The sequence below is a fragment of the Streptomyces sp. Y309 genome (assembly GCF_056712025.1).
Map to the genome: position 1 here is coordinate 6,322,030 of NZ_CM160048.1, position 23,147 is coordinate 6,345,176.

The 23,147-nt window shown below is 67.4% G+C and carries 24 protein-coding genes; 4 read left to right on the forward strand and 20 right to left on the reverse strand.

The annotated features are described in order from the left end of the window. Positions 1-12 precede the first annotated feature (12 nt). The 7 genes from AC0KTA_RS25965 to AC0KTA_RS25995 all read right to left on the reverse strand — a co-directional run bounded on the left by AC0KTA_RS25965 (position 13) and on the right by AC0KTA_RS25995 (position 5,387). Positions 13-1,047, reverse strand: coding sequence for a nucleoside-diphosphate kinase (locus tag AC0KTA_RS25965; protein WP_481050625.1), 1,035 nt, complete (start codon positions 1,045-1,047; stop codon positions 13-15). Continuing rightward, on the reverse strand, positions 1,044-2,060 hold the full coding sequence (locus AC0KTA_RS25970) for a thymidylate synthase (RefSeq protein ID WP_481050626.1): 1,017 nt from the start codon (positions 2,058-2,060) through the stop codon (positions 1,044-1,046). Before AC0KTA_RS25970 ends, AC0KTA_RS25965 begins: the two co-directional genes overlap by 4 nt. A gap of 300 nt (positions 2,061-2,360) precedes the next feature. Continuing rightward, entirely contained in the window at positions 2,361-3,245 is an 885-nt protein-coding gene (locus tag AC0KTA_RS25975) for a zinc-dependent metalloprotease (RefSeq protein WP_481050627.1), read from the reverse strand. Positions 3,246-3,531: 286 nt separating this feature from the next. Further along, on the reverse strand, positions 3,532-3,927 hold the full coding sequence (locus tag AC0KTA_RS25980) for a hypothetical protein (protein WP_481050628.1): 396 nt from the start codon (positions 3,925-3,927) through the stop codon (positions 3,532-3,534). Then, a complete protein-coding gene (locus AC0KTA_RS25985) occupies positions 3,911-4,258 on the reverse strand; it encodes a hypothetical protein (protein ID WP_481050629.1) in 348 nt (115 codons plus the stop codon). Before AC0KTA_RS25985 ends, AC0KTA_RS25980 begins: the two co-directional genes overlap by 17 nt. Before the next feature lie 11 nt (positions 4,259-4,269). Beyond that, positions 4,270-4,836, reverse strand: coding sequence for a hypothetical protein (locus AC0KTA_RS25990; RefSeq protein WP_481050630.1), 567 nt, complete (start codon positions 4,834-4,836; stop codon positions 4,270-4,272). Beyond that, a complete protein-coding gene (locus AC0KTA_RS25995; RefSeq protein ID WP_481050631.1) occupies positions 4,833-5,387 on the reverse strand; it encodes an ATP-binding protein in 555 nt (184 codons plus the stop codon). Before AC0KTA_RS25995 ends, AC0KTA_RS25990 begins: the two co-directional genes overlap by 4 nt. A 262-nt stretch (positions 5,388-5,649) precedes the next feature. Between AC0KTA_RS25995 and AC0KTA_RS26000 the strand changes: the two genes are divergently transcribed. The 3 genes from AC0KTA_RS26000 to AC0KTA_RS26010 all read left to right on the forward strand — a co-directional run bounded on the left by AC0KTA_RS26000 (position 5,650) and on the right by AC0KTA_RS26010 (position 9,072). Beyond that, entirely contained in the window at positions 5,650-7,002 is a 1,353-nt protein-coding gene (locus tag AC0KTA_RS26000) for an NsdA family TPR-like regulatory protein (protein WP_481050632.1), read from the forward strand. Positions 7,003-7,438: 436 nt separating this feature from the next. Beyond that, positions 7,439-8,596, forward strand: coding sequence for an amidase domain-containing protein (locus AC0KTA_RS26005; RefSeq protein WP_481050633.1), 1,158 nt, complete (start codon positions 7,439-7,441; stop codon positions 8,594-8,596). Positions 8,597-8,640: 44 nt separating this feature from the next. Next, positions 8,641-9,072 carry a DUF4878 domain-containing protein gene (locus tag AC0KTA_RS26010; RefSeq protein WP_481050634.1) on the forward strand — a complete coding sequence of 144 codons (432 nt, stop codon included), beginning with the start codon at positions 8,641-8,643 and terminating at the stop codon, positions 9,070-9,072. Between the two features lie 153 nt (positions 9,073-9,225). On the opposite strand, the gene AC0KTA_RS26015 is transcribed toward AC0KTA_RS26010, so the two are convergent. From AC0KTA_RS26015 to AC0KTA_RS26075, 13 genes are all read right to left on the reverse strand, one after another. Further along, positions 9,226-9,687, reverse strand: coding sequence for a hypothetical protein (locus AC0KTA_RS26015; RefSeq protein ID WP_481050635.1), 462 nt, complete (start codon positions 9,685-9,687; stop codon positions 9,226-9,228). Continuing rightward, positions 9,684-11,129, reverse strand: coding sequence for a type IV secretory system conjugative DNA transfer family protein (locus tag AC0KTA_RS26020; protein ID WP_481050636.1), 1,446 nt, complete (start codon positions 11,127-11,129; stop codon positions 9,684-9,686). Before AC0KTA_RS26020 ends, AC0KTA_RS26015 begins: the two co-directional genes overlap by 4 nt. A gap of 40 nt (positions 11,130-11,169) precedes the next feature. Next, positions 11,170-11,436: a hypothetical protein gene (locus tag AC0KTA_RS26025; RefSeq protein ID WP_481050637.1), complete on the reverse strand. Its 267-nt coding sequence runs from the start codon at positions 11,434-11,436 to the stop codon at positions 11,170-11,172. Then, positions 11,436-11,777, reverse strand: coding sequence for a DUF6238 family protein (locus AC0KTA_RS26030; RefSeq protein WP_481050638.1), 342 nt, complete (start codon positions 11,775-11,777; stop codon positions 11,436-11,438). Before AC0KTA_RS26030 ends, AC0KTA_RS26025 begins: the two co-directional genes overlap by 1 nt. 44 nt (positions 11,778-11,821) lie before the next feature. After that, a complete protein-coding gene (locus tag AC0KTA_RS26035) occupies positions 11,822-13,252 on the reverse strand; it encodes an ATP/GTP-binding protein (RefSeq protein ID WP_481050639.1) in 1,431 nt (476 codons plus the stop codon). Further along, positions 13,249-14,778 carry an SCO6880 family protein gene (locus tag AC0KTA_RS26040; protein WP_481050640.1) on the reverse strand — a complete coding sequence of 510 codons (1,530 nt, stop codon included), beginning with the start codon at positions 14,776-14,778 and terminating at the stop codon, positions 13,249-13,251. Before AC0KTA_RS26040 ends, AC0KTA_RS26035 begins: the two co-directional genes overlap by 4 nt. 3 nt (positions 14,779-14,781) lie before the next feature. Further along, positions 14,782-16,506, reverse strand: coding sequence for a hypothetical protein (locus AC0KTA_RS26045; protein ID WP_481050641.1), 1,725 nt, complete (start codon positions 16,504-16,506; stop codon positions 14,782-14,784). Beyond that, a complete protein-coding gene (locus tag AC0KTA_RS26050; RefSeq protein WP_481050642.1) occupies positions 16,487-17,674 on the reverse strand; it encodes a hypothetical protein in 1,188 nt (395 codons plus the stop codon). Before AC0KTA_RS26050 ends, AC0KTA_RS26045 begins: the two co-directional genes overlap by 20 nt. Positions 17,675-17,802: 128 nt before the next feature. Next, positions 17,803-18,012, reverse strand: a complete 210-nt coding sequence (locus tag AC0KTA_RS26055) for a hypothetical protein (RefSeq protein ID WP_481050643.1) — start codon at positions 18,010-18,012, stop codon at positions 17,803-17,805. A 180-nt stretch (positions 18,013-18,192) separates the two neighbouring features. After that, positions 18,193-19,170 carry a bifunctional lytic transglycosylase/C40 family peptidase gene (locus tag AC0KTA_RS26060; protein ID WP_481050644.1) on the reverse strand — a complete coding sequence of 326 codons (978 nt, stop codon included), beginning with the start codon at positions 19,168-19,170 and terminating at the stop codon, positions 18,193-18,195. A gap of 9 nt (positions 19,171-19,179) precedes the next feature. Then, positions 19,180-19,749 carry a hypothetical protein gene (locus tag AC0KTA_RS26065; RefSeq protein ID WP_481050645.1) on the reverse strand — a complete coding sequence of 190 codons (570 nt, stop codon included), beginning with the start codon at positions 19,747-19,749 and terminating at the stop codon, positions 19,180-19,182. Positions 19,750-20,744: 995 nt separating this feature from the next. Continuing rightward, positions 20,745-21,553 (reverse strand): IS5 family transposase gene (locus tag AC0KTA_RS26070; protein ID WP_481050646.1). Its coding sequence is split into 2 segments (ribosomal slippage): positions 20,745-21,233 and positions 21,236-21,553, totalling 807 coding nucleotides; the frame shifts between segments, so codons are not numbered across the junction. Between the two features lie 185 nt (positions 21,554-21,738). After that, positions 21,739-22,173 carry an Rrf2 family transcriptional regulator gene (locus tag AC0KTA_RS26075; RefSeq protein WP_121785998.1) on the reverse strand — a complete coding sequence of 145 codons (435 nt, stop codon included), beginning with the start codon at positions 22,171-22,173 and terminating at the stop codon, positions 21,739-21,741. A gap of 123 nt (positions 22,174-22,296) precedes the next feature. On the opposite strand from AC0KTA_RS26075, the gene AC0KTA_RS26080 reads away from it, so the two are divergent. Then, positions 22,297-23,052: an SDR family NAD(P)-dependent oxidoreductase gene (locus tag AC0KTA_RS26080; protein ID WP_481050647.1), complete on the forward strand. Its 756-nt coding sequence runs from the start codon at positions 22,297-22,299 to the stop codon at positions 23,050-23,052. Positions 23,053-23,147 lie beyond the last annotated feature (95 nt).

Consider the following 23,147-nt stretch of genomic DNA (forward strand, 5'->3'; position numbering starts at 1 on the left):
GGGTGAGGGGAGTTACGCGTCGGCGGGCAGGGGCGGGAGCGGGACGGGAGGCGTCAGGAGTTCGCTGTGCCGGGCCCCGAACCACGTTCCGAAGTCGCGGCGCGTGGCGGCCGGATCGTCCGAGGTGTGCACCAGGTTCCATACGAGGCGCTTCTGGGCGAGGGCCGCCTCGAGGCTGTCGTCGCCCAGGTCGCGGCGGATCGTGCCGGGCGCGGCGTGGAGGGGGTCGAAGTGCCCGAGGAGCTGCCGCAGGCGGTCGTGGAAACCGGGCTCGCCGTGCGCGAGCGCCACCGCAACAGGCCGGTCGGCGAAGACCGCGTCGAGGCAGGCGGGGATGTCCCGGTCGGGGAAATGGTCGGCGTCCACGAGCAGGTCCCAGTAGTGGACGTGGGCCTGCCATGCCTCGGCGGTGATGGCGCGGCGGTCGGTGACGGTGAAGCCCGCGGCGATGATCCGTTCCAGGACGGCGTCCACCAGGCCGCGCTCGACAGCGTCGGGCTTGCACAGGATGACGGAGCACCGCTCGAAGTCGGGGGTCGGCGGGAGCACGGCGCCGAACCAGGTGCCGAAGTCGCGGCGCGCGGCGTCCGGGTCGTCTGAGGTGTGCGCCAAGTTCCGCACCAGTCGGCCCTCCGCGCGCGCGGCAGCCAGGCTGTCGTCACCGAGGTCGCGGCGGATCGTGCCGGGGACGGCGCGGGTGGGATCGGTGTGGCCGAGGAGCTGCCGCAGGCGTGCGTGGATCCCCGGCTTGCCGTGTGCGAGCGCCACTACGACAAGCCGGTCGGCGAACGCAGCATCCAGGTGCGGGGCACGCATCTGTGGGGTGCCGCCGGTGCCCGCGAGGAGATCCCGGTAGGCGACATGGGCCTGCCACGGCTGCGCGATCAGATCGCGGCGGTCGGTGACGGTGAAGCCCGCGGCGGTGATCCGTCGAAGGATGGCGTCCACCAGGCCGCGCTCGACTGCGTCGGGCTTGCACAGGACGACCGCCCGGCGGGCGAAGTCGACCCCGTCCACGACGGCCCCGCTGCGCGGTTTCCCGCTCACTGTTCGGCTCCGGGAATTGCGCAGGTCGGCCAGCGGTGTCCGAGGAGCCAGCGTAGGCCCGGGTCCAGCGCCTCCAGCACGTCCCGGCGGGCGGCTCTGCTCTTGTCGTGCACGATCTGCCGGTAGGCCTCGAAGAGCAGCAGGACTTGCTGCCAGTACGCGTCGATGTCGAGCTCGGCGATGTCCGCTGCGCTGTACTGCACCTTGTTCGTGCGGAGCAGTTCTTCGTGGTCGAGGACCCGCGTGATGGAGGCGTGAGTGGTCCTCGTCGGCATCGCGGGGAACGGGAAGTACTTCGGGCCGGGACGCAGGTCCGCTTCGCGAAGAACCTTCTTGACGCGTGCGGCATTTCGATCGTTGACGTGCGCGGAGCCGATGAAGTGGGTGTACGTCCCCAGCTCCACGCCGAGCTGCACGGCCGCGTACTCCTGGATCATCGTGAAGCTGAAGACGTCGGACAGCAGGCCGCAGTCGAGGTCGTTGGCGCGCATGTGGCACACCATGTGCAGGCGCCCGTCGCGCGCGAGCAGGTGCAGTCCGGACAGGCACGCCATGTCGGGGTTGTCCTTGATGGCGAGCTCGGCGGTGGAGGAGACCTGGAGGTAACCGCGCTTACTGTCCTTCTCGGTGCGCAGCAGCTCCAGGACCCGGTCGAACGGGGACCGGTGGTCGCCTGCGGCCGGCTTGAACAGCGTGTGACCGTAGGCGGATCCGCCGAGGTTGACGCCGTCGGGGGAGTTGAAGCGCATGGACGGCGCGTAGTAGCCGATCATCTCCAGGTCGCGGCGGCCGGCCAGGTACCAGAGTGCCTCGGCGAACTGAAAGACCGGGTTGGCCTTGCGACACGCCAGATAGGGGAGCCTCTGGCGGGGGTCGGCCAGTCGGAAGCCGATGCCGATCACCTCGCGGGCTTTGTTGCCGCGCGCTTCAATGTGGTGCCCGGCGTCGAAGACCAGGTGCAGCAGGGCTAAGTAGGCCTCTTCCACGCTGCGGTACGACGGTGCAGTGAGCATGGCTCTCTCCGATCGGCGAAGCCGCTGTTGCGGCTGGAGAACAGGGACTTGGTGCTCTGCCCGATCCCGGCGCGGCCTTGGCCGCGCCGGGAGGGCACTGTGCTGGCGGTGACTGATCCTGGGCGCCGCGCCTACGAGGGGAAGCGCGGCACCCAGGGGGCGCTCCTGAGCCCTGGCCTCAGGTGCGCGACCGTGCGCTCGCTCTGACCCCCCAGCGGCGAGTGCTCGGCGGGCCCGTTCTGGTGAAGTGCCCCCTGACCAGAACGGGAGGCCTGAGGTGTAGCCCCAAGAACCACCAGGTCACGTGTTCTCCCCGGACATGCTCAGAGCGCGGGCATCATGAGCGAGGCGCCGGATCCACCCGTCGGGGTCCTTGATCTCCCGGTGGGTCGGCCCGAGCCGGGTGTGGCCCCAGACGCGGTTGAAGCTCTCGACGCCCAGCCGGTCGATGACCGCCGTGACCCAGCGCAGGCCCTCCTCGCAGACGTCGACCGAGGGGGCGGGGTGCGCGGGCGCGGTCTCGGAGTCCCGCATGCGCTCGGCGAACTCCCGCCTCATAGCCAGGTATTCGGGCGTCTCCCGGCCGGTGGGACGACCCAGCTCGACTTCGTAGCCGAGCAACACCCGGGTGACCTGCCGGTCGGCCCACTCGGCGTGCCCGTGCAACAGATGACCCACCGCAAGATCACTGAAACCCCGCAGATCGGGACGGCCCGTGTTGTAGGCGATGACGACCTGACCGCCGCTCGCTCGGTGCTGCGCGACATGAGCGAACTCCTGCGCGAGTCCCTTGATGAGCACCTCGGGCCCGAACCCGGCGTGGTGGAAACTCTCCGGCGCGACGAGAACCTGCGGTTCGCCCGCGGCGTCGGTGACGGTGGCGACGCCAGCACCCATCCAGGACCGGCGCAGCTCCTCATCCTCGGTCTCCAGGCGGTCGTGGAGTGCGCGGGTGGCCCCGATGGTCAGGGCGAAGTCTTTCGCGTCGCGGGCGTAGACGCGCCGCCGCTCCTCCATCGTGCCGGTGATGAATTCCTCGTGATCGACGATGCGGATGAGCAGGCGGCCGAGCGGGAGCCCGGTCACCTCCTGCAGGGCCGGAGCCACCTTTTCGGCTATGGGCCCGACCTGCTCGGCGAGTTCCGGATGCAGGTCGGTCTCCTGGCGGATGTCGCAGCTGGTCACGTGGTCGTGTCCTTCGGATAGTTGGGATCTGCGTAGATCGCGATCGGCGGCACCAGGGCCGCGGGCGCGACGAAGGAGGAGTTGCTGACAGGACTGTGCGTCGCCGGTGCAAGGGGGCGCGCACGGCCCCCGTGGCGCCGGCGCACAGTCCGTAGGCGTCGGGCACCGCCCGCTCTCTGTCGGATGTGGAGCGAGAGATCAGCGGCCGGTTCTCAAGGTGGCGGCCGGGGCGGCAGCGCCGGTCAGAACGGTGATGACCACCCGACGCGGACGACCGCGCAGTGGATCACCGGCCTGTGTAGACGAGGACTGTGACGGCTCTGGTGTCCCGGGCGAGCTGCTGGAGGTAGGCGTGGGCCTGCTCGGCGTTCGGGGCGAACGGCCGCCGCACGATGAGCGCGTGGCCGTCCTGGATCATCCGGAGCACCATCTGCTTCGGCTCGGGCTCCCACACCTCGACGACGGCCTGGCAGGCAGTCAGCAGCGGAGGAAGCCCGGCGAGGAGCCTCTTCGTCTGGTCCGCCACGCTGGGCCCGGGACAGTCGCCTTCGCTGAAGAGGATGTCGTTCCGGGGCGGTGGCGGCGTCGCGAGTGCGCGTTCTACCTCGCGCCAGGTCGCGGCAAGGTCGATGGCATCGTCGGCCTGGTGCGGCGTCGCGTGCTGCTCAGTGTTGGGAGTCATGGGGTGCTGCTTCCTGCTGGGCCACGTCGAGCAGGTCCTGGACGGCGTGGGCGAGGATGAGGGAGTACTGCCACAGCTCGTAGTGATTCGTCTGCGCGCACGGTCGGGCTCGGGGCAGGACGAGGCCCTGGGCGCACTGATACGCGGGGTGATCTCGCGAGACCGCGGGCAGCAGCGTCTTCACGTCGGCGGTGAGCGCGGTGACGTGCATGGCGAGCGTGGCTCGCGGCGGCATCGCCACCCCGGGCCGGGTCGCCTCGGTGATCGTCCGCTCGATCGAAGCGACGTTCCCACGGTCGGCCAGGAGCGGGGCCTCATCGGAAATGGTCACGACCGCTCGCGTCACGATGCCCTCAGTTCGGCCGGGAGGAGCGCCTCGTGCGGCACCGGCGAGGGCTGGAAGGAGTCGAGGAATTCCCGCAGCGGCGCCAGGGGCACCAGGCGGTCGCTCTTGAACGGCCTGAGCCAGTACGCGCCGGGCGGCTCTGTCCGGTCGATCGGTGGCAGGCCGATCTGGTACGGCCGACCGAGGCAGGTGCCGTACTGATGCGGTGCCCACCGCGTGCTGGAGCCAGGTGGCACGAGCCAGTACAGCCATGACCTCACGGGATCCTCGATGACGGGCCCGCAGCCGTCGATCTGCACCTCGTCCATGAGCTGGACGATGGCCCGAGCGGCTTCGCCACCCGCGGTGGCCACGACGTCGAACAGGTTCCCGCCCAACGGGAGGTGGGCTGACCGACCGCCCTGGAGCTCCATCAAGTTCCGGACGCGGGTAGCGAGGTCGCCCATGTCGGAAGCGACGTCCTCGCGGCTGATGTTCACAGGGAGAGGACTGAAGACGGCTTCGCCAGCAGGCGGGATCTGTCGGGCCGGGTCGACCACACGTTGGGGCAGTGCGGCGGTCATGACGACACCTCCGTCGGTGTCAGCACGGCCTGCACCGTCTTTCTGGTGCCGTCCCGGTTCGCCACGTGCGCGAGCACCGCGCCGAAGTGGCGGGCCTGCCACAGGCCGGGTCTACGGCGCTCGAGCTCGGCCGGCTCCCACGTCAAGGCGTCGAGGAATCCCGGGAACTCCGGTCGGCAGTCGGTGACTTCGATGAGGAGCTCGCCCGTACCGATCAGCGCGAGACGCATCGGAACCCGCACGGCGCCGCCGTGGCGGACCGCGTTGTCGACGAGCACGGCGGCCACCCGGGCGGCCCTTTCCACGTCCCCGGGCCAGTGGACCACGGTGAGGCGCGATCGGCTGTACACCCGGGCGCTTCCGGCAGCTATCCCGGCGAGCTGGCTGGTGGTCCATCCCTCCGGGTCGGCCATCCCCACGGTCGTGGCCGACTCCCATGTCGGGGCGTCGGTCACGGGGAGGCGCACAGCGGCGTGCAGGGTGGCGGTCGCGCCATTTGACTGCATTCCGGGCCCAAGGCTTTTGACGTTGCCGCCGGGGGAGGAGTTCATGTGGGTGCTCCCGCTCGTCGTGTGCTGGCATACAAGAGCGAACCGCGGAGCCGGGGTGATGGGCTGGGGCCAAGGGCTGCGGGATGGTCAAGGTGGTCAAAGATCACCCGCAGGCGCCCAATCCGACGAGGGCACCCCGCCCGATCACTTCCGGCTGGTTCTGCCACATACGTAATCGCCCGGTGACGGTGCGCGGGTACCGTGATGAGCAGGCGGTCGCGTAAACGCCGTAAAAGCTGTCGGAGCTGTCGGGAGATACGCCATGTCGTCCAGCTCGCGTGCACCAAATAGCAAGCTCGCCACGCTTCTTGACCAGGCAGAATGCCAGAGGCAGGAACTCGCGCGAGGCGTGAACCGTATGGGGAAGCTCGCTGGGGTCCCGCTCAACTACTCGGGCAACACCGTCTCCATGTGGCTCCGCGGTCATCAGCCAAAAGCCCAGGTCAGGCCCCTTGTTCTGGCCGCGCTCTCAGAGAAGTGCGGGCGCCCCATCACGCACGAGGAGGCCGGCCTGGTCCCGCCGTTGTCCGCCGACGGGGAGCAACTCTTCGACACTGTCGAGGAGTTGCTCAATCTCGGAAGGGCAGACATGGATCCATCCCGACGCGGTGTCCTCGCCGCAGGAGCGTTCTCCGCGGCGCTTGCGGTGCCGGTGTTCGGTACCGCAGCCGAAGCACACGCCGGCGAAGCCGTCTCACCCGGTAAAGCCACCACCCGGATCGGCGTCTCCCAGGTCGCCAGCGTGCGCCGCACCACTACCCGCATCGCCGACATCCTCGACGAAGACGGCGCAGGCCACGCGCGCCCCATGGCGGCCGCCTACCTCGTCAACACCGTCGCCCCCTGGCTCCGAGCCCAAGCGGCCGGGCCCGTCGCGGCCGACATGAAGGCCGCTGCGAGCGATCTGACGTACCTGACGGGCTGGATGGCGATGTACGAGAAGGACCACGCCGCCGCCCAGCGTTGGTATTTCAAAGCCCTCGCCTTGGCCGACGAGGCCGGAGATCACGTCACCTATTGCCGCACTCTCCGTGGCATGTCGTTGCAGATGACGAGCCTGCGCCACGGCCGTAAGGGCCTGGAGTTCGCGAACTCGGCTGCCGAGGCCGCACCCAGGAGTGGGCCCCGGCTCGTCGCGTTCCTCCGAGGGCAGCAAGCTCATGCTGCGTCCATGGTCAAAGACCGACGACAGGCCCACGTACGGCTGCGCGAGGCCGAGGACGCCCTCTCCAAGGCGGACAACCGGCGCGACGCCATCGGCGGGTACGACCGCACAGCGTGGCTGTTTCACCTCTCGCACGTCTTGCTTGAGGAAAACGATCTACCCGGCTCGATCAAAGCACTCAAGGACTCCATCGCGGTGCAGCCTGCCCAGGAGCGCCAGGGGCGGGTGCACTCCTATGCGCTACTGGCGCAACGGCAGTTGGCATTTGGGCACGTGGATGCCGCCTGTGCGTCGTGGGGACGCTTCCTCGACGAGTACGAGCAGGTGTCGTCTGCGCGCGGCGACGATCACTTCCGGACCATGCGAAAGGACATGCGCCCGTACCAAAGGTCCAACTCGGTCAGGGAGTTGGCCGAGCGGGCGCGCGAGGTCGCCGTGCTCAAGTCCTAGAGATGTTGCGGTCCGACCTCTCGCCCGGCAGTTCGAGTCCGTCCTGCTATCTGATCGTCTCGAATCCCAGGTCCAGACCGGTTTTGAGAAGACGGCATCGGTCTTACTCGGAAGCAGATTTACGGACGAGCTCTTACGCACCCTGCACTCCTGGTTCACCCCGGCCATCACCCTGCGCCGCCGACGGCGGGCTGGATGGACAGGGTCCCACCGGCCAAACTCCAGGCCACGCTCGACGCAGTCGCCACCGCCCACAGCCTTGATCTCTACCACCCGGTTTAACGAACAACCGGTATCTGGTCTCGCTGGCGGCGTTCGGCATAGGAACCAGCCATTCCAAGCTTCAAACTGGCCTTGTCGCGACTAAGCGGGTGGTGTGCCGCCTGCCGACGGATACAACTGATGCGCAACGTCACATTCGAGCGAGGGGAACCAAATGAAGCGCATTCGCACGAGGCAGGCTGCCATAGGACTCGCCGTCGCGACATTGAGTGGCCTGTTAGGTACTCAGGCATCAGCTCAGGGCGACCCCGAATCAAGAGCTCTTTCCGCAGACCAGGTAGAGGAGTTATCGAATCTCTCAGAGAGCTATCTCCAGAAGCGCGCCAGCATGGTGACAATCAACCCTCTGGCCCAGCGTCAGGTACGCGTGAGCGCCACTCCGCCCATGGCAGATCGCCTTGAGGGGGAATTCGCGAAACTTGAGGACAAAGGCAGGATGTACGAGGATGTCGACGGCGGCTACACAAAGGCTTCCGTCGACATCACTGTCACGGATTCATCGCTTGAAGGAAGTATTGCCACCCTTCAGATCATTGAGGACGGCCGCCTCTATATGCCGTTCACGCCTGAGGAGGTAGCCGCCGGAGCGCCTGAGTATGAAGAGTACTCCCTGCCACACACAGTGGCGTTCGCAAAGCAACCCGATGGTGCATGGCTGCTTTCATCGGACAAGGCTGATTCAGGCTCTGGCCCAACCCCCAGCACTCAGCTGACAGAACCAGACACAGTGGACGACGGGGGCGGAGCGCCAGACGAGGATGAGGGCAACAAGGAGGCGCCGTCCTCCGTAGCCGCGCTGCCGGATGACGGTGCTGGCAACAAAGCTCCGATGGGCTACGACTATGGCCCTATGATCGCCTACGCAAACAGGCACTGGAAGAACTACAACAACGACTATCGCAAGTATCGAAACGACTGCACAAACTTCATTTCTCAGATCATGAAAGCTGGCGGCTGGAGGATAGTCGGCCCGGCCGAAGCGGCGTGGCGACGAAACAACAAGAAGTGGTTCTACACCATCTTCCTTCACAAGACGAGCTTCACCTGGGCAGGGGCAGAGAATTGGTACTGGTTCGCAAAGAAGCACTCGAAGCGAACCAAGTTTCTCGATAATGTGTACAAGATGACGCCCTCGGATGTCCTTCAGGCGGACTGGGACCGCAACGGAAACATAAATCACACGATGTTCGTGACAGAGAAGTGGAGAGGTGTTCCATACCTCACCTATCACTCTTCGAACACTCGCAACAAGAGCATGAAAAAGCTCGTCGCTGAAAACAGGGGAACCTGGTGGTATGCGCACCGCACCTGAATAGCGGCGTCACAGGGGCGTTGATTTATGTCCCGGGAGGCAGAATGCATCGACGGAAAGCTCTGATTGTCGCCCTGGGGGCCTCTCTATTGGCTGGATGTGGCTCTGGGGAAGAAAGCCCCGAGGATTCCAGAAAGAATGTCCGAAACGCGGTCGAGTCCTACGTGAAGGCATTGAATTCACGTGACGCGGACCGGCTGATCGAAGTGGGAGGGGTCCCTGACGACTCTCGCTCCCGTCGCGAAGCCGGGCGGATCCTCGCCAAGAAGGGCGGCCGAGACATGTCGGTCACCGACATTCAAGTCGACTTGGACATGGGGCCTTCTGCTGCCTTAGCTAAGCTGGAAGCAAGGGAAAAGTCCGGTAGGGAAATAAGGGATACCTTCCGGGTGGTCAAGGAAGACGGATCATGGAACGTAGTCGTCTTCCTCGACCGACCAGCTCCGGCTGGCAAGCAAACAGCTTCAACGGAATAGGCTTACCAGGTGCGTCACGCCAAAAGCCGATTTGTATGGGCAGAGAGCAGAAGAGCTCTCTGCCCATTATCGAAGTGGTAGTTCGGTTACCAGTGGTTCATTGCACCGAGCGGCCTTCAAACGGCTCGGCGCCTACGGACCCATCCGTCTCCGTCATGCTTCGGACCGCGGGGGCCAGGCGCCAAGCGCGAAGCGGCTTGGCCGGGCGTCGTGCTTGCCTACGCGGCAGTCGTCGCCGGCCTTGCCGAGCGATCTGTTCATCCGGGTGAGAAAGCGCTCGTACTGCTCGTGCCAGGTGATCACTGACCCCGCGTCGTCGTACGCGTCGATCCGGGCGAAGGCGAACGCGGCGATCTCGTAAGGAAGATGCTCGTGCTCCTTCCAGCACGGCGGGATGACGTCTTGCGGCTGCCAGGCGTACGTCTGGTTCAGCCAGCGGCACACCTCGTCGAGCCAGGCAGGCAACGGCTCGAGCAGCTCGGCGGTCAACGCGCCGATGTCCCACGGTGACGGGCCGTCCAGGACCCCCTCCGCGCTCCTCTTCGCGATGTAGTCGGCGATCAACGAGGGTGGCTCGGGGAAGGGCACGAAGCGGGTGAACGGGTTCGTGGTCACGCTGCCTCCCGACGGCGGGCCCACGCAGCAGCGTGTGCTTCGGTCCTGCGCTCCTTCTCCGCCTTCTGCCGGGCGCGCTCAACCTCGTTCGCGCTGCGCAGGTCGCGCATGCGCCCCTGGATCTCGTCCCAGGAGTCCCACGTCCACATGCCGTCGAGCCGGGTGATGACCGGGGGGAGGTTGTCTGCCAGAACGAGGGCGTGGCCGTCGGCGAGCCCCTTGATCTCATCGCTTCGCAGGACCGCTTCGAGGGCCGTATGCGTGGCGGTCGACTCACCCCCGCGGTCCCCGCCTGTGGTGGTCCGTGTCGTGTGGAGGCGTTCGACCTGCCCGCAGAGTTCGGACATGTCCTTGAGGAAGGCAGGGTCCTTGGCCCCGCCGAAGACGACGACGTGGTTGGTGAAGGCGGCCAGCTCGTTCGCGGTGTCCTCGCCGAAGCGGGCGCGGGCACTGGCCCAGCCCTGGAGGCCGTAGACGATCGTGATGCCGCGACCGCGGCCGTCGGCCACGCGTTGGCGAAGCGACGGGATGGGCGCGATGTTCGGTGCCTCATCGAGAGCGCCCAGGAGCGGTGGGTCCAGCCGCCCGGCCGGGGCTGTGACGGCGTGGGCTTCTGCGATGTCCAGCAGGTCTTCCGTCACCGCCGTGGTCAGCGGGGCGATGGGGTTGGCCTCCGAGTCCTTGCCGAGGAGGTAGAGGGTGCCGCCCGCGTCGAGGAACTCATCGAAGTCGGTGGGCTTCTCGCCCTTCTGGCCCTGGAGGGCCTCCACCACTGAATCGTGCATGAGCGGCTCAAGGGCAGCCTCCAGGGTCACCGCCGTGTTGCCCACCGTCCGGCTGTCACCCGTGGTCGACGTACGGAGCATGTCCGCCCAACCGGGACCGGCGCCGGGGTGCGCGGTGAGGATGCCGAGCGGTGCGGGGTCGGTGAACTTCCGGGCCCACTTCAGGAACTGGCCGAGGCCGGCACTGTCGAGGGCCGCGGCGTGCAGGAGGGCGGCCAGGACTTTGGCTGCCTGCCCCTTGTAGAAGGCGCTGCCCTCGGAGGACTGGGCTGCGGAGCCGGGGGTGCGTGATCCGGCGACGAGGGCCTTGGCCCGCATCATCGCGGTCTCGGTGTCGTCCGCGCCGGTGATCGGCAGCCAGCGGAACCGGGGCAGCGAGGGAGCGATGTTCTGGGGGTCGAAGACCAGGACCGGGCGGCCGTCGCTCCGCCGCGCGTCAAGGGTCAGTTCCACCAGGTCCGGCTTGGTCGAGGTGGCCAGGACCGGACCCGGCCACTGCCGGATGAGCGGAGCGAAGAAGCGCAGGGTCTTTCCGCTGCCCATGGGACCGATGACCCGGCACGCCTTGTCGGCCCGTGACCACAGGGGTACGCCCTTCGGACGCTGGGAGACCCCCAGCGAATAGCCGAAATCGAGGGGGCTGTGCGCGTGGTGCATGTGGTGCTCCGGAACGAGTCGGAAGGGGTAGTGATGGGTGTCAAGAAGGCCGTGGCTGCTGCGGACGCTTGCCGCGGGACGCGGCCGCTCTCCGGCGCGGACCGCTTCCGTCCGCCAGAGAAGGCCGGATCTCGGAGGCGCGCAGGACGGCCTTGGCCGACAACTGCCGCTTGAGGTGCGCCCTTGAGGCGAACCCGGCGTTGCGCCGGTCGCGGTTCGAGACGGCCCACAGCGTCAGCAGAGCAACGCCGCAGATGGCGACGATGGCGTACAGGACGAGGGACAGGCCGCTGGGCAGGTAGTCCACTACTCGGCCCTCCGGGCGACGCGGGCTGCGAGGTAGCGCATCCTGCGGCCACAGAGGCGGGTGAGCGACGCGTTCGGTCCGGCACAACGCGGCGGGGCGGTGTGGAAGGCGTCGTGCAGGTCCTCCGCTGCCCGCCAGGCATTGCTGACGGCGGCGCGGACGCGTCCGCCGGCCGAGCAGTAGTCGCCGCGGTCGAGCACGGCGGCGAGCCGGGCAGTCCGTTGCGCCAGGTCGAGGAAGTCGGCGTGCAGCTGGTCGATGTCGTCCCGCACGGCGTGTCCGTACGTCGGGAGTTCGGCGGAGTTGAGGGTGAGCGCGGTCATGGTGGGTGCTGAATCCATCTCGGAGTGATCGGTGGGGTTGAGGTCGGAGGACGGGGCCGTGTTCATTCCAGGTCCGGGGCGGTGTTGGTCAGATCCGACATGGAGCCCGATGAGAAGCAGAGGTGCGTCTCCGCCTCGGTGAGGAGGTGTTGAACGCCGGGGTAGATGACTTCGCCGACCTTCCAGAGGGCGACGCCGCGGCGGAGGCGCATGATGTGCTCGGCCGTCCAGGCGGGCAATCCCAACCGTCCGACTGTGTCTTCGGCTTCGGATTTCTTCATCGAGTAGATGACCACGGTGTCCGCCATCTTCAGCGCGGCCTGGGTCTCTGGGGAGTCGTCGATGTCCGAGAGGTGATGGACGATGAAGATGCAGCTCAGGCCGTAACCGCGGGCGAATTTGAGGAACTTCTCCAGGAGCGCGGCGAGTTGGGGGGTGCCGAAAATGTGCCACGCTTCCTCGCACACGAGGATGCGCTTGCGCTGGGTGTACCGGCGACAGCCGGAGGCGGGGTTCGCGCCGAGCTCCCAGGCGCCGGACTTCGTGTCCACCACCTTGCGCTCGTGCTGGCTCGGTCCGGTCCCGCACTCGCACTTCGGACGCAGCCAGACCTCCTCAAGGAATACGGAGATCACCGCGACGAGGATGGTCATGGCGACGCCGCCGGAGGGAACCTTAGTCAGGTCGAAGACGACCATGTCGGCATCGAGGTCGACGCCCAGACTGGTGGGGCCGTCGAGCATGCCGATCAAGTCCCCGGTCGCGTCCTGATCGGTGCCGCACAGCCGGTCCAGGACGTAGGAGGCTTCCAGGCCGTCACTCAGGAGTTCCTGGTGGGTGCGCTTCTTGGCCACGGCGTCCGCCTCGTCCGGGGACCGCAGGGCGCTGGCGACATCCGCCAGGACAGGGGTGAGCCCGTCGGCCGTGGCGCGCTGGTGGGCTCGGCGGATCGCGAGCCGGAGGGCGGAGCCGGCGAACTCGTCCAGGGGCTTGCCCAGACCGAGTTCCACGATCGTGCGGACGAGCTCCACCTGGCGCTTGCCCGCGATGGCGGGGTCCATGGGGTTGATGCACGAGGCATCCCGGCCGCCGCCCGGCGCGAACTTCACCGGGGCCTTTCCGGTGAGGGACCGGCCCAGGGCTGCCCACTCGCCCTCCTCCCGCTCCTTCTGTTCCTTGGTGTCCAGGACGACGACCTGACGGCCGAGGCGGATTTGCCGGGCAGCGTAGGTCTTGGTGAGCGCGCTCTTGCCCCGCCCCGTGTCACCCATGACGATCATGTTTCCGCCGGGCAGGCCGTCGCCGAACGCCGAGAACGGGCAGTAGATGAACGCCTTCCCGCTGTACAGCTCCCGGCCGATGACGGCGCCCGCGGTGCCCAGGGTGGGCGGTGCGATGGGCAGGTAAAGGGCCTGACTGGTCGTGGTCTCGGTGTACAGCGGGCGCCGCACCGTTTCGTACATCGGGGCCAACGGCTGGAGCAGGGCGGTCACTTGAGGCCTCCCGCGAACGGAAGTGTCGTGGCGAAGGCGCGAGCGTGTTCGAGGTCGAGCCACTCGATCCGCAGATGGGCGTTGCGGGCTCGGGACGCCGTCGTGCGCTTGGTCTTCTCCAGCTCCGCGGCGCTCCGCGTGGAGACGGTGATGTAGCCGACGACCGCGGATCCGGCTGCCCCGGAGGAGGCCAGAGCCATGCCACGCGAGCCGGTGGCGTCAGCGGAGATCAAGTCCCTCGGGTCCACGTTCTTGCCCCGCTGACGGTCCCGGTGCAGCTCAGCCTGGTTGTTGGTGTCCTCGGCGAGCATCCGCTCCACGGCCTGGTCGTTCGGTTCGAGGTCCTGCGTGATGGCCACCGTCCGGATCACGTCCGGCATGCCGATGAGCAGAGGCGAGAGGAAGTCCGGCCCCACCGGCGTCGTGGGCCAGGCGACGACGGCCGCCGTCGCGTGGAACCAGCTCGCCGTAGACCCGGCGGCCCGGGTGGCTACGAAAGCGCCGTCGCGGACGTCCACGTTCCGAGGGAACGCGTGGGCCCGCGGGAGATCGGTGTCCCAGATGGCGTGATCGGGGTCGTAGCTGTTGCGGATGAACGCGGTCATCCGGCCCTCGTCGAGGGGAGCGATCACCGACAGGTCGGCGTCCTCGCAGCGTGCCCACAGCTCCTCGAGGTACGCGGCCATCGCGGCGGCGACGCCCTCGTCCCCCGTGCCCCGGGCCGCTCCGTCCGCCGCCAGGTCGCGGGTGAACTTCGCGTGGGCGGTGATGTAGTACCGGTGCTCCTCCGCCGAGGTGGACACGGCATTCGCCAGCTCGTTGTACGAATCCTTGAGCCACTGGGGCGCTTCGGTGGTCGCCGCCGACTCGTCGCGCTGGGCGATGAACCGCTGATGGGCGTGCGGGTCGCTCTTCATCTGCCGTGCCAGCACCTGAACGCGCTTGACCGGGTGCTCCTCGGTGTTGCCGAAAGCGTCGAGCAGCTCTCCCCACCGCTCAAGGGCGACGACCTGTTCCCCGACTTCTTTGCCCCCCAGGCCGGGTGAGGCAACTTCCAGCGTCGCCGTGACGCATCGCGCCTCAGGCTGAAGGATCACGACCGCCTGCTGACCGCGCACCGTCACCGGTACCCAGGTCATCCCGGCGACACCCTCCGGCTCCGCGAGCGCGGCGTCGGGCGGAGTCCCGTCACGGCGCACGCCGGCCTCCACGGCAGGGGAGACCCACACACCACCGGTACGGGCCAGGGCCTTGCGGTGGTACCGCTTGATCCGCCACCACCGGTAGATCGTGCGTCGCTGCGACGTCCCCCTCGGACGGTACGGCGCGTACACCACGATGAGCGCCAGCACGATCGGCAGGGCCATGGCCAAGGCGGCCAGCGCCGCCGAAGCACCGCTGAGAAGGAAACCGAGCAGGATGCCGCCACCGGCACCGCCACCGAGGACGACCTGTTCGCCGAGGTCCCGACGGCCCACCAGACCCGTCGGGCGGTGCTTTCCGAACTGATACGTACGAGCAGACATGGATCACTGGTCCTTGCTGGTGGGCGGCTTGATGGGCGCCTTGCCACCAGACGGCGTTGCTGGCGGGCTGGGAGGGGTCGAAGGGCCGGACCCGGCTGTGGTCCCGGAGGGGTACGACGAGGGAGGTGCCGCGGGACGGGACGAAGCAGGCGGGGGTGAAGGCGCGGGCCCGGTGCCCTGCGGGGCGGGGCCCACGACCGGTCCGGATCCGGATGCCTGGCTGCGCGCGGAGGCGGGGGCCCCGCTGGACGACGGGCCGTTTCCGGGTGTGGGGGCCTGGCTGCCCGAGCTGGAACCGATGACCGATTCGGACCCCGTCCCGCGGGAGCGCGCAGCAGCAGGAGTGCCGGAGGCGTCGCCGGTAGGGCCCTGCTCGTTGCCGCTATTCGCGGTATCCGCCCCCTGCATGCCGGGGGAATCCGTCGCCTTCTTCTTCGCGACGTCGACACCCGCCTTGGCAGCGGCAGCCGCTGCGCCGACGGGGCCAGCAGCGCTAGATGCACCCAACCCGCCACCTGAACCGGACAGGGCCTTCGCGCTTGCGGTACCGGCCTGGCCTCCGACGGTCGAGGACGCGGCACCCTTGCCACCCGCCGCCGGCGCAGCCCCCTTGCCACCCGCGGAACCCCCGCCGACCAGGGAGTCCTGGATGTGGGTGTTGAGGGCGCGGTTGGTGTGCTGAGCCGGGCCATCAATCGCGGCCGCCGGGCCAGACGACTGCAATGCCTTTCGGTCGTGGTGCAACTGCGCCATCTCGTCGCCGAAGGCGGGGATCCACTTGTAGAGCGTGCCGGAGGCGAACACCGCGAGCAGGAGGACCAGTGCGCCGACCAACGTCTTGGAGACCGCGTCGGACATGCTGCCGGTCGAGTCGCTGAGGATCGAGCCGCCCAGGCCGAGCAAGGCGAACAGGACCGGTTTTGAGAGGCCGAGGGCGAAGATCGCGCCGATCCACTTCTTGCTCTTGCCCCACAGGTCGCGGTCCACGAGCCCGGCGTTGACGATGGGGCCAAGGGCCACGGCGACGTAGATGGCCGCGCTGCGGATGAGCATCTCGATCCACATCAGCAGAGCGCCGCACATCATGATCAGGTTCACGACCAGGAGCTGGCCCACCCCTTCACTGGGCTTCGCCGCCATGATCTTGAGGATGTTCTCCAGGAACGGTTTGAAGTTGTTCGTGGCGTACGGCGTGAACACGGCCGTGACCTCGTCGATCGCCTTCATCAGCAGCGCGATGGACGCGGGCGTCAGGGCGTTCACGACGAACTGGAGCATCAGGAAGCCGATCGCCTCCCCGACGGCTGTCCCCAGGGAGGCACCGCGGACAGCACGCTTGGCCACGGCGATGAGCCAGAGAGCCACCGTGATCAAGGACGACGCCGCGAAGATGATGGCGTACTGCTTGAGGAAGCTCGGGCTGGTCAGGTCGATCTTCGTTGTGTTCTGGATCAGCTCCAGCATCTTGCGCAGGAACCAGATGTTCGCCTCGGTGAGTTTCTGCAGCAGGAAGCCCAAAGGGTCCTTGACGAAGTCGATCGCCGCCTTGGCCTCGCAGACCATGGGGATGTAGCAAAAGGGATTCGCCACCGCCGACGGCACGAAGATGAACCCGATGACGACGTTGACCACAGCGATCGTCTGGAGGCGACGCGTCCAGCCCCGGCCCGTTCCCGTTCGCTCGATGGCCAGGAGCCCCGGCGCGTCCTCACGCACGCGAAGGCGCATCGCTCGCACCTCCCACGGCCGCGAAGCTACTGGCCGGCGCGGCCTCGTCAGAAGGGGGCGGCGACGGCACGAGTGGCTCCGACGGCGTGACCGCCGTCGTCTTCCAAGTCCCGTCAGCCCATGTGAGATCGACCGTCATGCGCAGGTAGCCGATCTGGGGGCGCTGCGTCTCGTCGTTTCCGGCGATCCCGCCGGCGGACGCGGTCCACAGCTCGATGCTCGCGGTCTGATCCGAGTAGGCCACGGTCCGGGCACCGAGGACAGCCGTCCTCGCGATGAGCAGCCCGCCGTCCACCGTCCTGCCGTCGTCGCCGAGCCCTCGGTTCTCGGTGACCATCCGAGCTGTCGAGTCCGTATCGGCTTTGACCGTGCTCAGGACGCTCGGGGCCGCTGTGGCAGTCAGCATCCTGTGACGCCAACCCGTGTTGGTGAAGAACCGCGGGTCGCCGTAGAGCATGACTGCGCTCGTCGCGGCAGCACGGGCACCCCGCTTGCTCCGCTCGTACGCTGAGGGGAACCCGTCGGGCCCCGTAGCGCCGCTGAAGACGGGGTCGGCGGCACGGGTCTTGGTGTAGTCGCTGAAGTCGCCCGTGACGTTCGTCGTCTGCCGGTTGTCGATGGGTGCCACCAGGCCAGGGACGTTCGAACTACCCGAGATCTTCCAGTCGTTCTTCTCCCAGACGAGGCAGACCGTCACTGAGCGGAATGCCGCCTTTGGTGGCGCGTGGCCGACAGCACTGCCTCTTACGGTCGTCGTCCACAGTCGAACCGTGGCCTTGTGGATATCGAATCCGAGGCTGTGGGCGGATAGAACTCCGGTACGAGCGATGACCTTCTTCGAGTCGAGCTTTGCGTTGTCCCCCTTCAGGTCAGCTATCGCTCCTGCGGCCACGTGGTCAGCTACTTTGACGGCAGTCGGAGCCGCACTGCGAGCAGCCATGATCTCTGCCGCACGATGCCGGACGCGCTTGCTTGTGAAGAAGCGTGAACTGCCCCTCACTGTCACGTAGTTGGCTGCCGCGGCTTTGGCGCCGGCTTCGGTCCGTGGGAGCCCGACAGGAACGCGGTCGTCGACCCGGCCGCGTGCTTCGTCCTTCTTCGGAATCGAGTTCACCGGAGCGGAGGAGGGCGGTGCGGCAGGGGAGCCGCTGCCGGTCACGAGGGTCACGACGAGCCCGGTGATGGTGACGGCTGCCACTACCCCGGCGGCGATGCCCAGAGCTTTGCCCCGCTCTGGCCCTGTGTGCGGCCGGGCGGCAAGGATTCGTTCCTGCGTCGAGTTCGGACGAACACGGCTCACACACCCATGCCGTACGTGATGCCGACGATCGTTCCGAGGGGGGCGACGAGGAAGATGCAGACCAGGCCGCCGACCATCATGCCCTTGCCGCGGGAACTGTCCATGGTGGAGTGGCCTTCGCCGAACCACCCCTTCGACTTGCCGACTCCGACGAGAAAGGCTCCGACGCCGGCCGCGAGGACGACTGCAGCCACAATGCCGAGCACGACCTTCGTCGTATTGCCCAGTTTCCCAAAGGGTCCCCAGTCGGGTTTCACGCCAGTGACGACATCGGCGCCAGCAGCGAGGGTCGAGTGGAGCGATGGGTCGGAAGCAGCAGAAAGAAAGAAAGGTGTGCACAATATTCCTCTAGGGAAGAGTCATTTGGTTGAGTCGATCTGGCGGGTTCAGTCGACGTGGCGCATTGCGACGATCTGGGATTCCCAGATCCGAAGTGACTGGATGCGGACGGTGGCACCGGTGTGCGGTGCGTCGATCACCTGTGAATTGCCGAGGTACATTCCGACGTGTTCGGGCCCGGAAGCACCGGGCTCGGTGAACAGAAGGTCTCCAGGCCGCAGTTGAGAGATGCTCTTGACGGGCGTGCCGGAGCGGGCCTGTTCGTATGTGACGCGAGGCAGGTTCACCCCGGCTGAGGCCCATGCCATCTTGGTGAGGGAGGAGCAGTCGCAGCCCTTCTGCCCCTTGTACGGTGCAACGCACTCGCCGCCCCACTGGTACCAGGTGCCCAAAGCGGTTTTCGCGGCGGAGACGGCGCGTGCGGCCCCCTTGCCTGCGGGCGCGTCCGGCTTGACGGCTGCGGCCCATTTCGCGGCCAAATCACGGATGGTCTTTACGTAGTTGCGAGTCTCGGTGTACGGCGGGACGCCGCCGTACTTGATCACGGGGCCGCCGCCCGCGTTGTACGCGGCAAGCATGTTGTCCGTGGAGTCGCCGGGGACGCCCGCAACTTCCTTGGCCAAGACACAGTCGTAATTGGCCTGCGCTGCGATAGCGTCTTTCGGGTTGAAGATTTCCTTGTCCCCGTCGCCGTCTCCGTCCTTGCCGTACTGGCTCCATGTGCCGGGCATGAACTGAGCGATCCCCAAAGCGCCGACGGGCGATTTCGCCTTGGGGTTGAAACCACTCTCGGTGTAAAGCTGGGCGGCGAGCAGGGACGCTGTGACCTGAGGACAAGTACCGGCGTGCTTCTCGATGATCTCGCGGACCCAACCAGGAACATCGGAGTCCGCCGTGAGGCCACCCCCCGGTCCGGTCTGCTCCGAGGATGCGCTGTCAGCCCCGCCGAACATCGTCAACAGCGTCAGGCCGGTGATGACCATGGCTGCGATCAGGCCCAGCGTGATCTGTACGGCCTTCTTCATGCCGTCCCGTCACGCCCAGGGCAGCGCGGCGACGCGCCAGCCGACGGCGGTGTGCTCCAGGCGAAGGGCGATCTGTTCGCTGCTGTGACTTGAGCGCCCGGACTTCGGCGTCGTGGTGAGGGTGTAGCCGACTCGTACGAGGGCCGACGACGGGGTCACGGCGGGGGCACCGTCCGGAACCACCACGGTTGTGATCTTGGCTGTCTGCTTGGCCCGTTCAGCCCGGAGTGCCCTCCACGGAGCGTCCTGACCAGGGCGCTTCTGGGCCAGGACCTCCACCAGCTCCCCGGTTGTCCACTTCGCAGCGCGGGCGCCCGCGTCCGAGTACGCCCGGTCGCCGCCGTCGCTCGCGTCATGCTGCGCGTAGGCGATGGTGAAGGCCCGCGCCGACTTCTCCACGTCGGTGGGCAGAGCCTTGCTCGGGGCAGAGTTGGAGGAGTTCGAGGGACCGGTGGGCGGGGTGACTGTCGCGGTGATGCCCGCGGAGACGGAGTCGGGGCGGGAGTCCGCGTCCGTCGACGTCGGGCGGTCGCCAGCCGAGCTGGAGCAGCCGGACACGAGTACTGCGAGCGAAGCCATAGCGCCTATAGCGGTGGATATGGGTATGAAGCGTTCTGAACGAGGCATGCGAGGGATACGACCTTGGTGCAGGAGGATCAAGTGAGGGAGCGGGCGTTGCGACCCGAGGGGCATGGGGCCGCAACTCCCCTTTGCAGGAGGGGGAGGTGCTCCTGCGGCTGTTACCGGCTTTGCCCCGGGTTTGCTGGAGACGGCGGATCAGCCACGCCGACTGGCGATGAGGTTAAGGAAAGCTCGTACACCGTCGGAACCCTGACCGCAGCAACTTCGCCTTGCGGATTTGCCTGCGGATTCGGATGAGTTCACGTCGGCCGTCCCACTTCATGTCAAGGCGCATCAACCCCTCCCGGAAGACGGCAGTTTCCGGGTATACGGAAACTGCAAGGCCGGTGCATCGCACTAGGCGTGCTGGCCATGCAGAAACCCTGGCAGGAGGTTGGGAAGAAATCACATGAGGAGTGAAGAGAGAAATCTCTTCAGGGAATTTGCTTCCATCGGTGCATAAGCCGATCAGGCATCAGCCCAATGAGGCTGGCTGGAGAGGGAGTTCATAGCGAACAGGCATGCGTACGTGCGCGGCTTCGGCATCGCCGATGAGGTAGCGCGGCGGTGTTCCTGCTGCGGGCGGAGCGAACCGATGCTTCGGGCGACCGGTGCCGGCCCGAGGGCTTTCCCAAGATCACGGGTCTGAAGCTCCAGTGCGGACGTCCCGGTCCTCGCGGAGCGGGCCCGGGCTCGGCGCGGCGAAGTTCCGCCAGGAACTGCGCGGGCTGAAGCAGTACGTGCGGCGGTGGGGCGCGGGAGCGAAGCTGTACCGTCCGGGCCGCGCCCTGCGGCGCGGCGAACTGCGGGACGCCGACCACTGGGGCCCACCAAGCCCTCATCCTCGGCGCCACAGTCCATCTTTCCCCGCGATCCCGCTGCTGCCCTCATCTGGACAGCAACACGAAAGCCAAGGCCGGATGAGCGCCAGACGCTTAGAGCTCGTAACACGATCATGGGCGGGCCTTCTTGAGGCGTCTCCAGCAGATGAGGCTACAGGCCAACGAGACGAAGGCATCGTGGAGTTCGCTTCGGCGTTCCCAACGGACGGCAAGGCGTTTGAACTGGTGGAGCAGGGCGAAGGTCTGCTCGACGACGTAGCGGAGCTTGCCCAAGCCCTTGATGTTCGGGGCGCCCTTGCGGGAGTTGACCGGCAAGATCCGCCGCTTGCGCAGCTCTCGGCGGTTGGGGTTGGAGTCGTAGCCCTTGTCACCGAGGAGCGAGTCGGGGCGGCGGCGCGGGCGCCCGCGCCGTCCGGCCACGGGCGGGATGCCGTCGACCAGGGCGAGGGTCTGGGTGACGTCGTTGACGTCGGCCGCGGTGGTGATGACCTTGAGCGGGGTGCCGCGTCCGTCGCAGATCAGGTGGTGCTTGCTACCCGCCTTCCGTCGGTCGACCGGCGACGGGCCAGTGTCGGCGCCCCCTTTTTCGCGCGGATGCGGGAGCCGTCCACGCACGCGCGGGACCAGTCGAGTTCGCCGGCCGCGTTCAGCTCGGCGAGCAGGATGCGGTGCAGTTGGTCGAAGACCCCGGCCTGCTGCCACCGCTCCAGGCGCCGCCAACAGGTCTGCCCGGATCCGAATCCCAGCTCCAGCGGCAGGAGTTGCCAGGCTATGTCGTTGTGCAGGACGTACAGGCTGCCCTGCAGACACGGCCGGTCCGCCACCGGCCGTGGGCCCGGCGACTTCTCCGGCCAGGGCGGCAGCAGCGGCTCGATCAGCGCCCACAAGTCGTCGTCCACGATCCATGGCCGGGTGTTCACATCCTCCCGAACGGCGGAATCGTCACATCGGTCACGCCGGATCAGGGCACTGCAACAAGATCAAGTTACGAGTTCGTAGGGCACGGTCCGATACCGCAACGGTCGTCGGCGTAACTGGTTGCCAGGCTGTTCGCCGGCCTGGGCTGAGATGGGGATCTTGGTGATGTCAGGGCGTAACGGAGAGGCTAGCGAGGTGCCGCGAGTACGTCCCGGAGTACGTTCGCGAGCGTGACGCGGGCCAGCTCGTGTCTCACGGTCTCCTCGATGCCCTCGTAGATGCTCTGCATTGCCGGCTGGATGCCGTGACCCACCACGCATCCCTGGTCCGGGGTGGTGCGGTGCATTGCGAACAGCGGGCCGGGTTCCACTGCCTCGTACACGTCGAGCAGGGTCATCGACTCCAGCTCGCGTGCCAGCGACCAGCCCGCGCCCACGCCCCGCCGGGACTCCACGAGCCCGGCCCTGCGCAGCTCGCCGAGCAGCCGTCTGATCACCACGGGGTTGGTGTTCGCGCTGGTCGCGATCTGCTCGGAGGTGGCGACCTCATGGCCCTGGCGCTGGTAGAGGCCGATCCAGGCCAGCGCGTGGGCGGCGATGGTCAGCCTGCTGTTGGCGCTCATGGACTCCTCCTCTCGGCCACAAGGCTTCATGCTACGGCAGTCGTAACAGTGAAGGTTGCAACATTCTGTCGTAACAATTAACGTTGCGACTGCCGGGAAGGGTCAACCAACGAGGTGAGAAGAATGAGCAAGCCACTCACGGGCAAGGTCGCCCTGGTCACCGGGGGGTCGCGCGGACTGGGAGCCGCGACCGTACGGCTGCTGGCCGAGCAGGGCGCCGACGTCGCCTTCACCTACGTCAGCTCCGAGAAGCAGGCGCAGGCCGTCGTCGACGAGGTGCACGGCAAGGGAGCCAAGGCCGTCGCCTTCAAGTCCGACCAGGCGGACACGAGCCGGGCGCTGGCGCTGATCGACGACGTGGTCGCGCACTTCGGCGGCCTGGACATCCTCGTCAACAACGCGGCGATCTCGGTGGAGCAGGGCCGCACGGTGGACGACCCGGACGCCGACACCGCCACACTGGACCGGATGCACGCCACCAACTACCTCGGCGTGATCGCCGTCATCCGGGCCGCCTCCCGAGTGCTGCGCACGGGCGGCCGCATCATCACGGTGAGTTCCGGACTGGGCTCCCGGGTCGGCATCCCGGGCGTTGCCGACTACTCGGCGACCAAGTCAGGCATCGAGAGGTACACCATGGGGGTCGCACGCGACCTCGGGCCCCGCGACATCACGGCCAACGTCGTGGAAGCCGGACTGATGGACAGCGGCATGCAACCGCCGGACCCCGACACCCTCAAGGCCCTGCTCAGCTCGCTGTCCCTGCAACGCATGGGCCACCCCGACGAAATCGGCGCAGCGATCGCCTTCCTGGCAAGCCCCGCCGCGTCCTACGTCACGGGCGCGGTGCTGGACGCCCACGGCGGCTACAACGCCTGAACCCGAACCCCTGCCGCGCCCCGAAGGACATCGCGTCTTCGGGGCGCGCACCGCCAACGACCCGCGTGTGCGTGGACACGCCTCAAGAAGCCCGG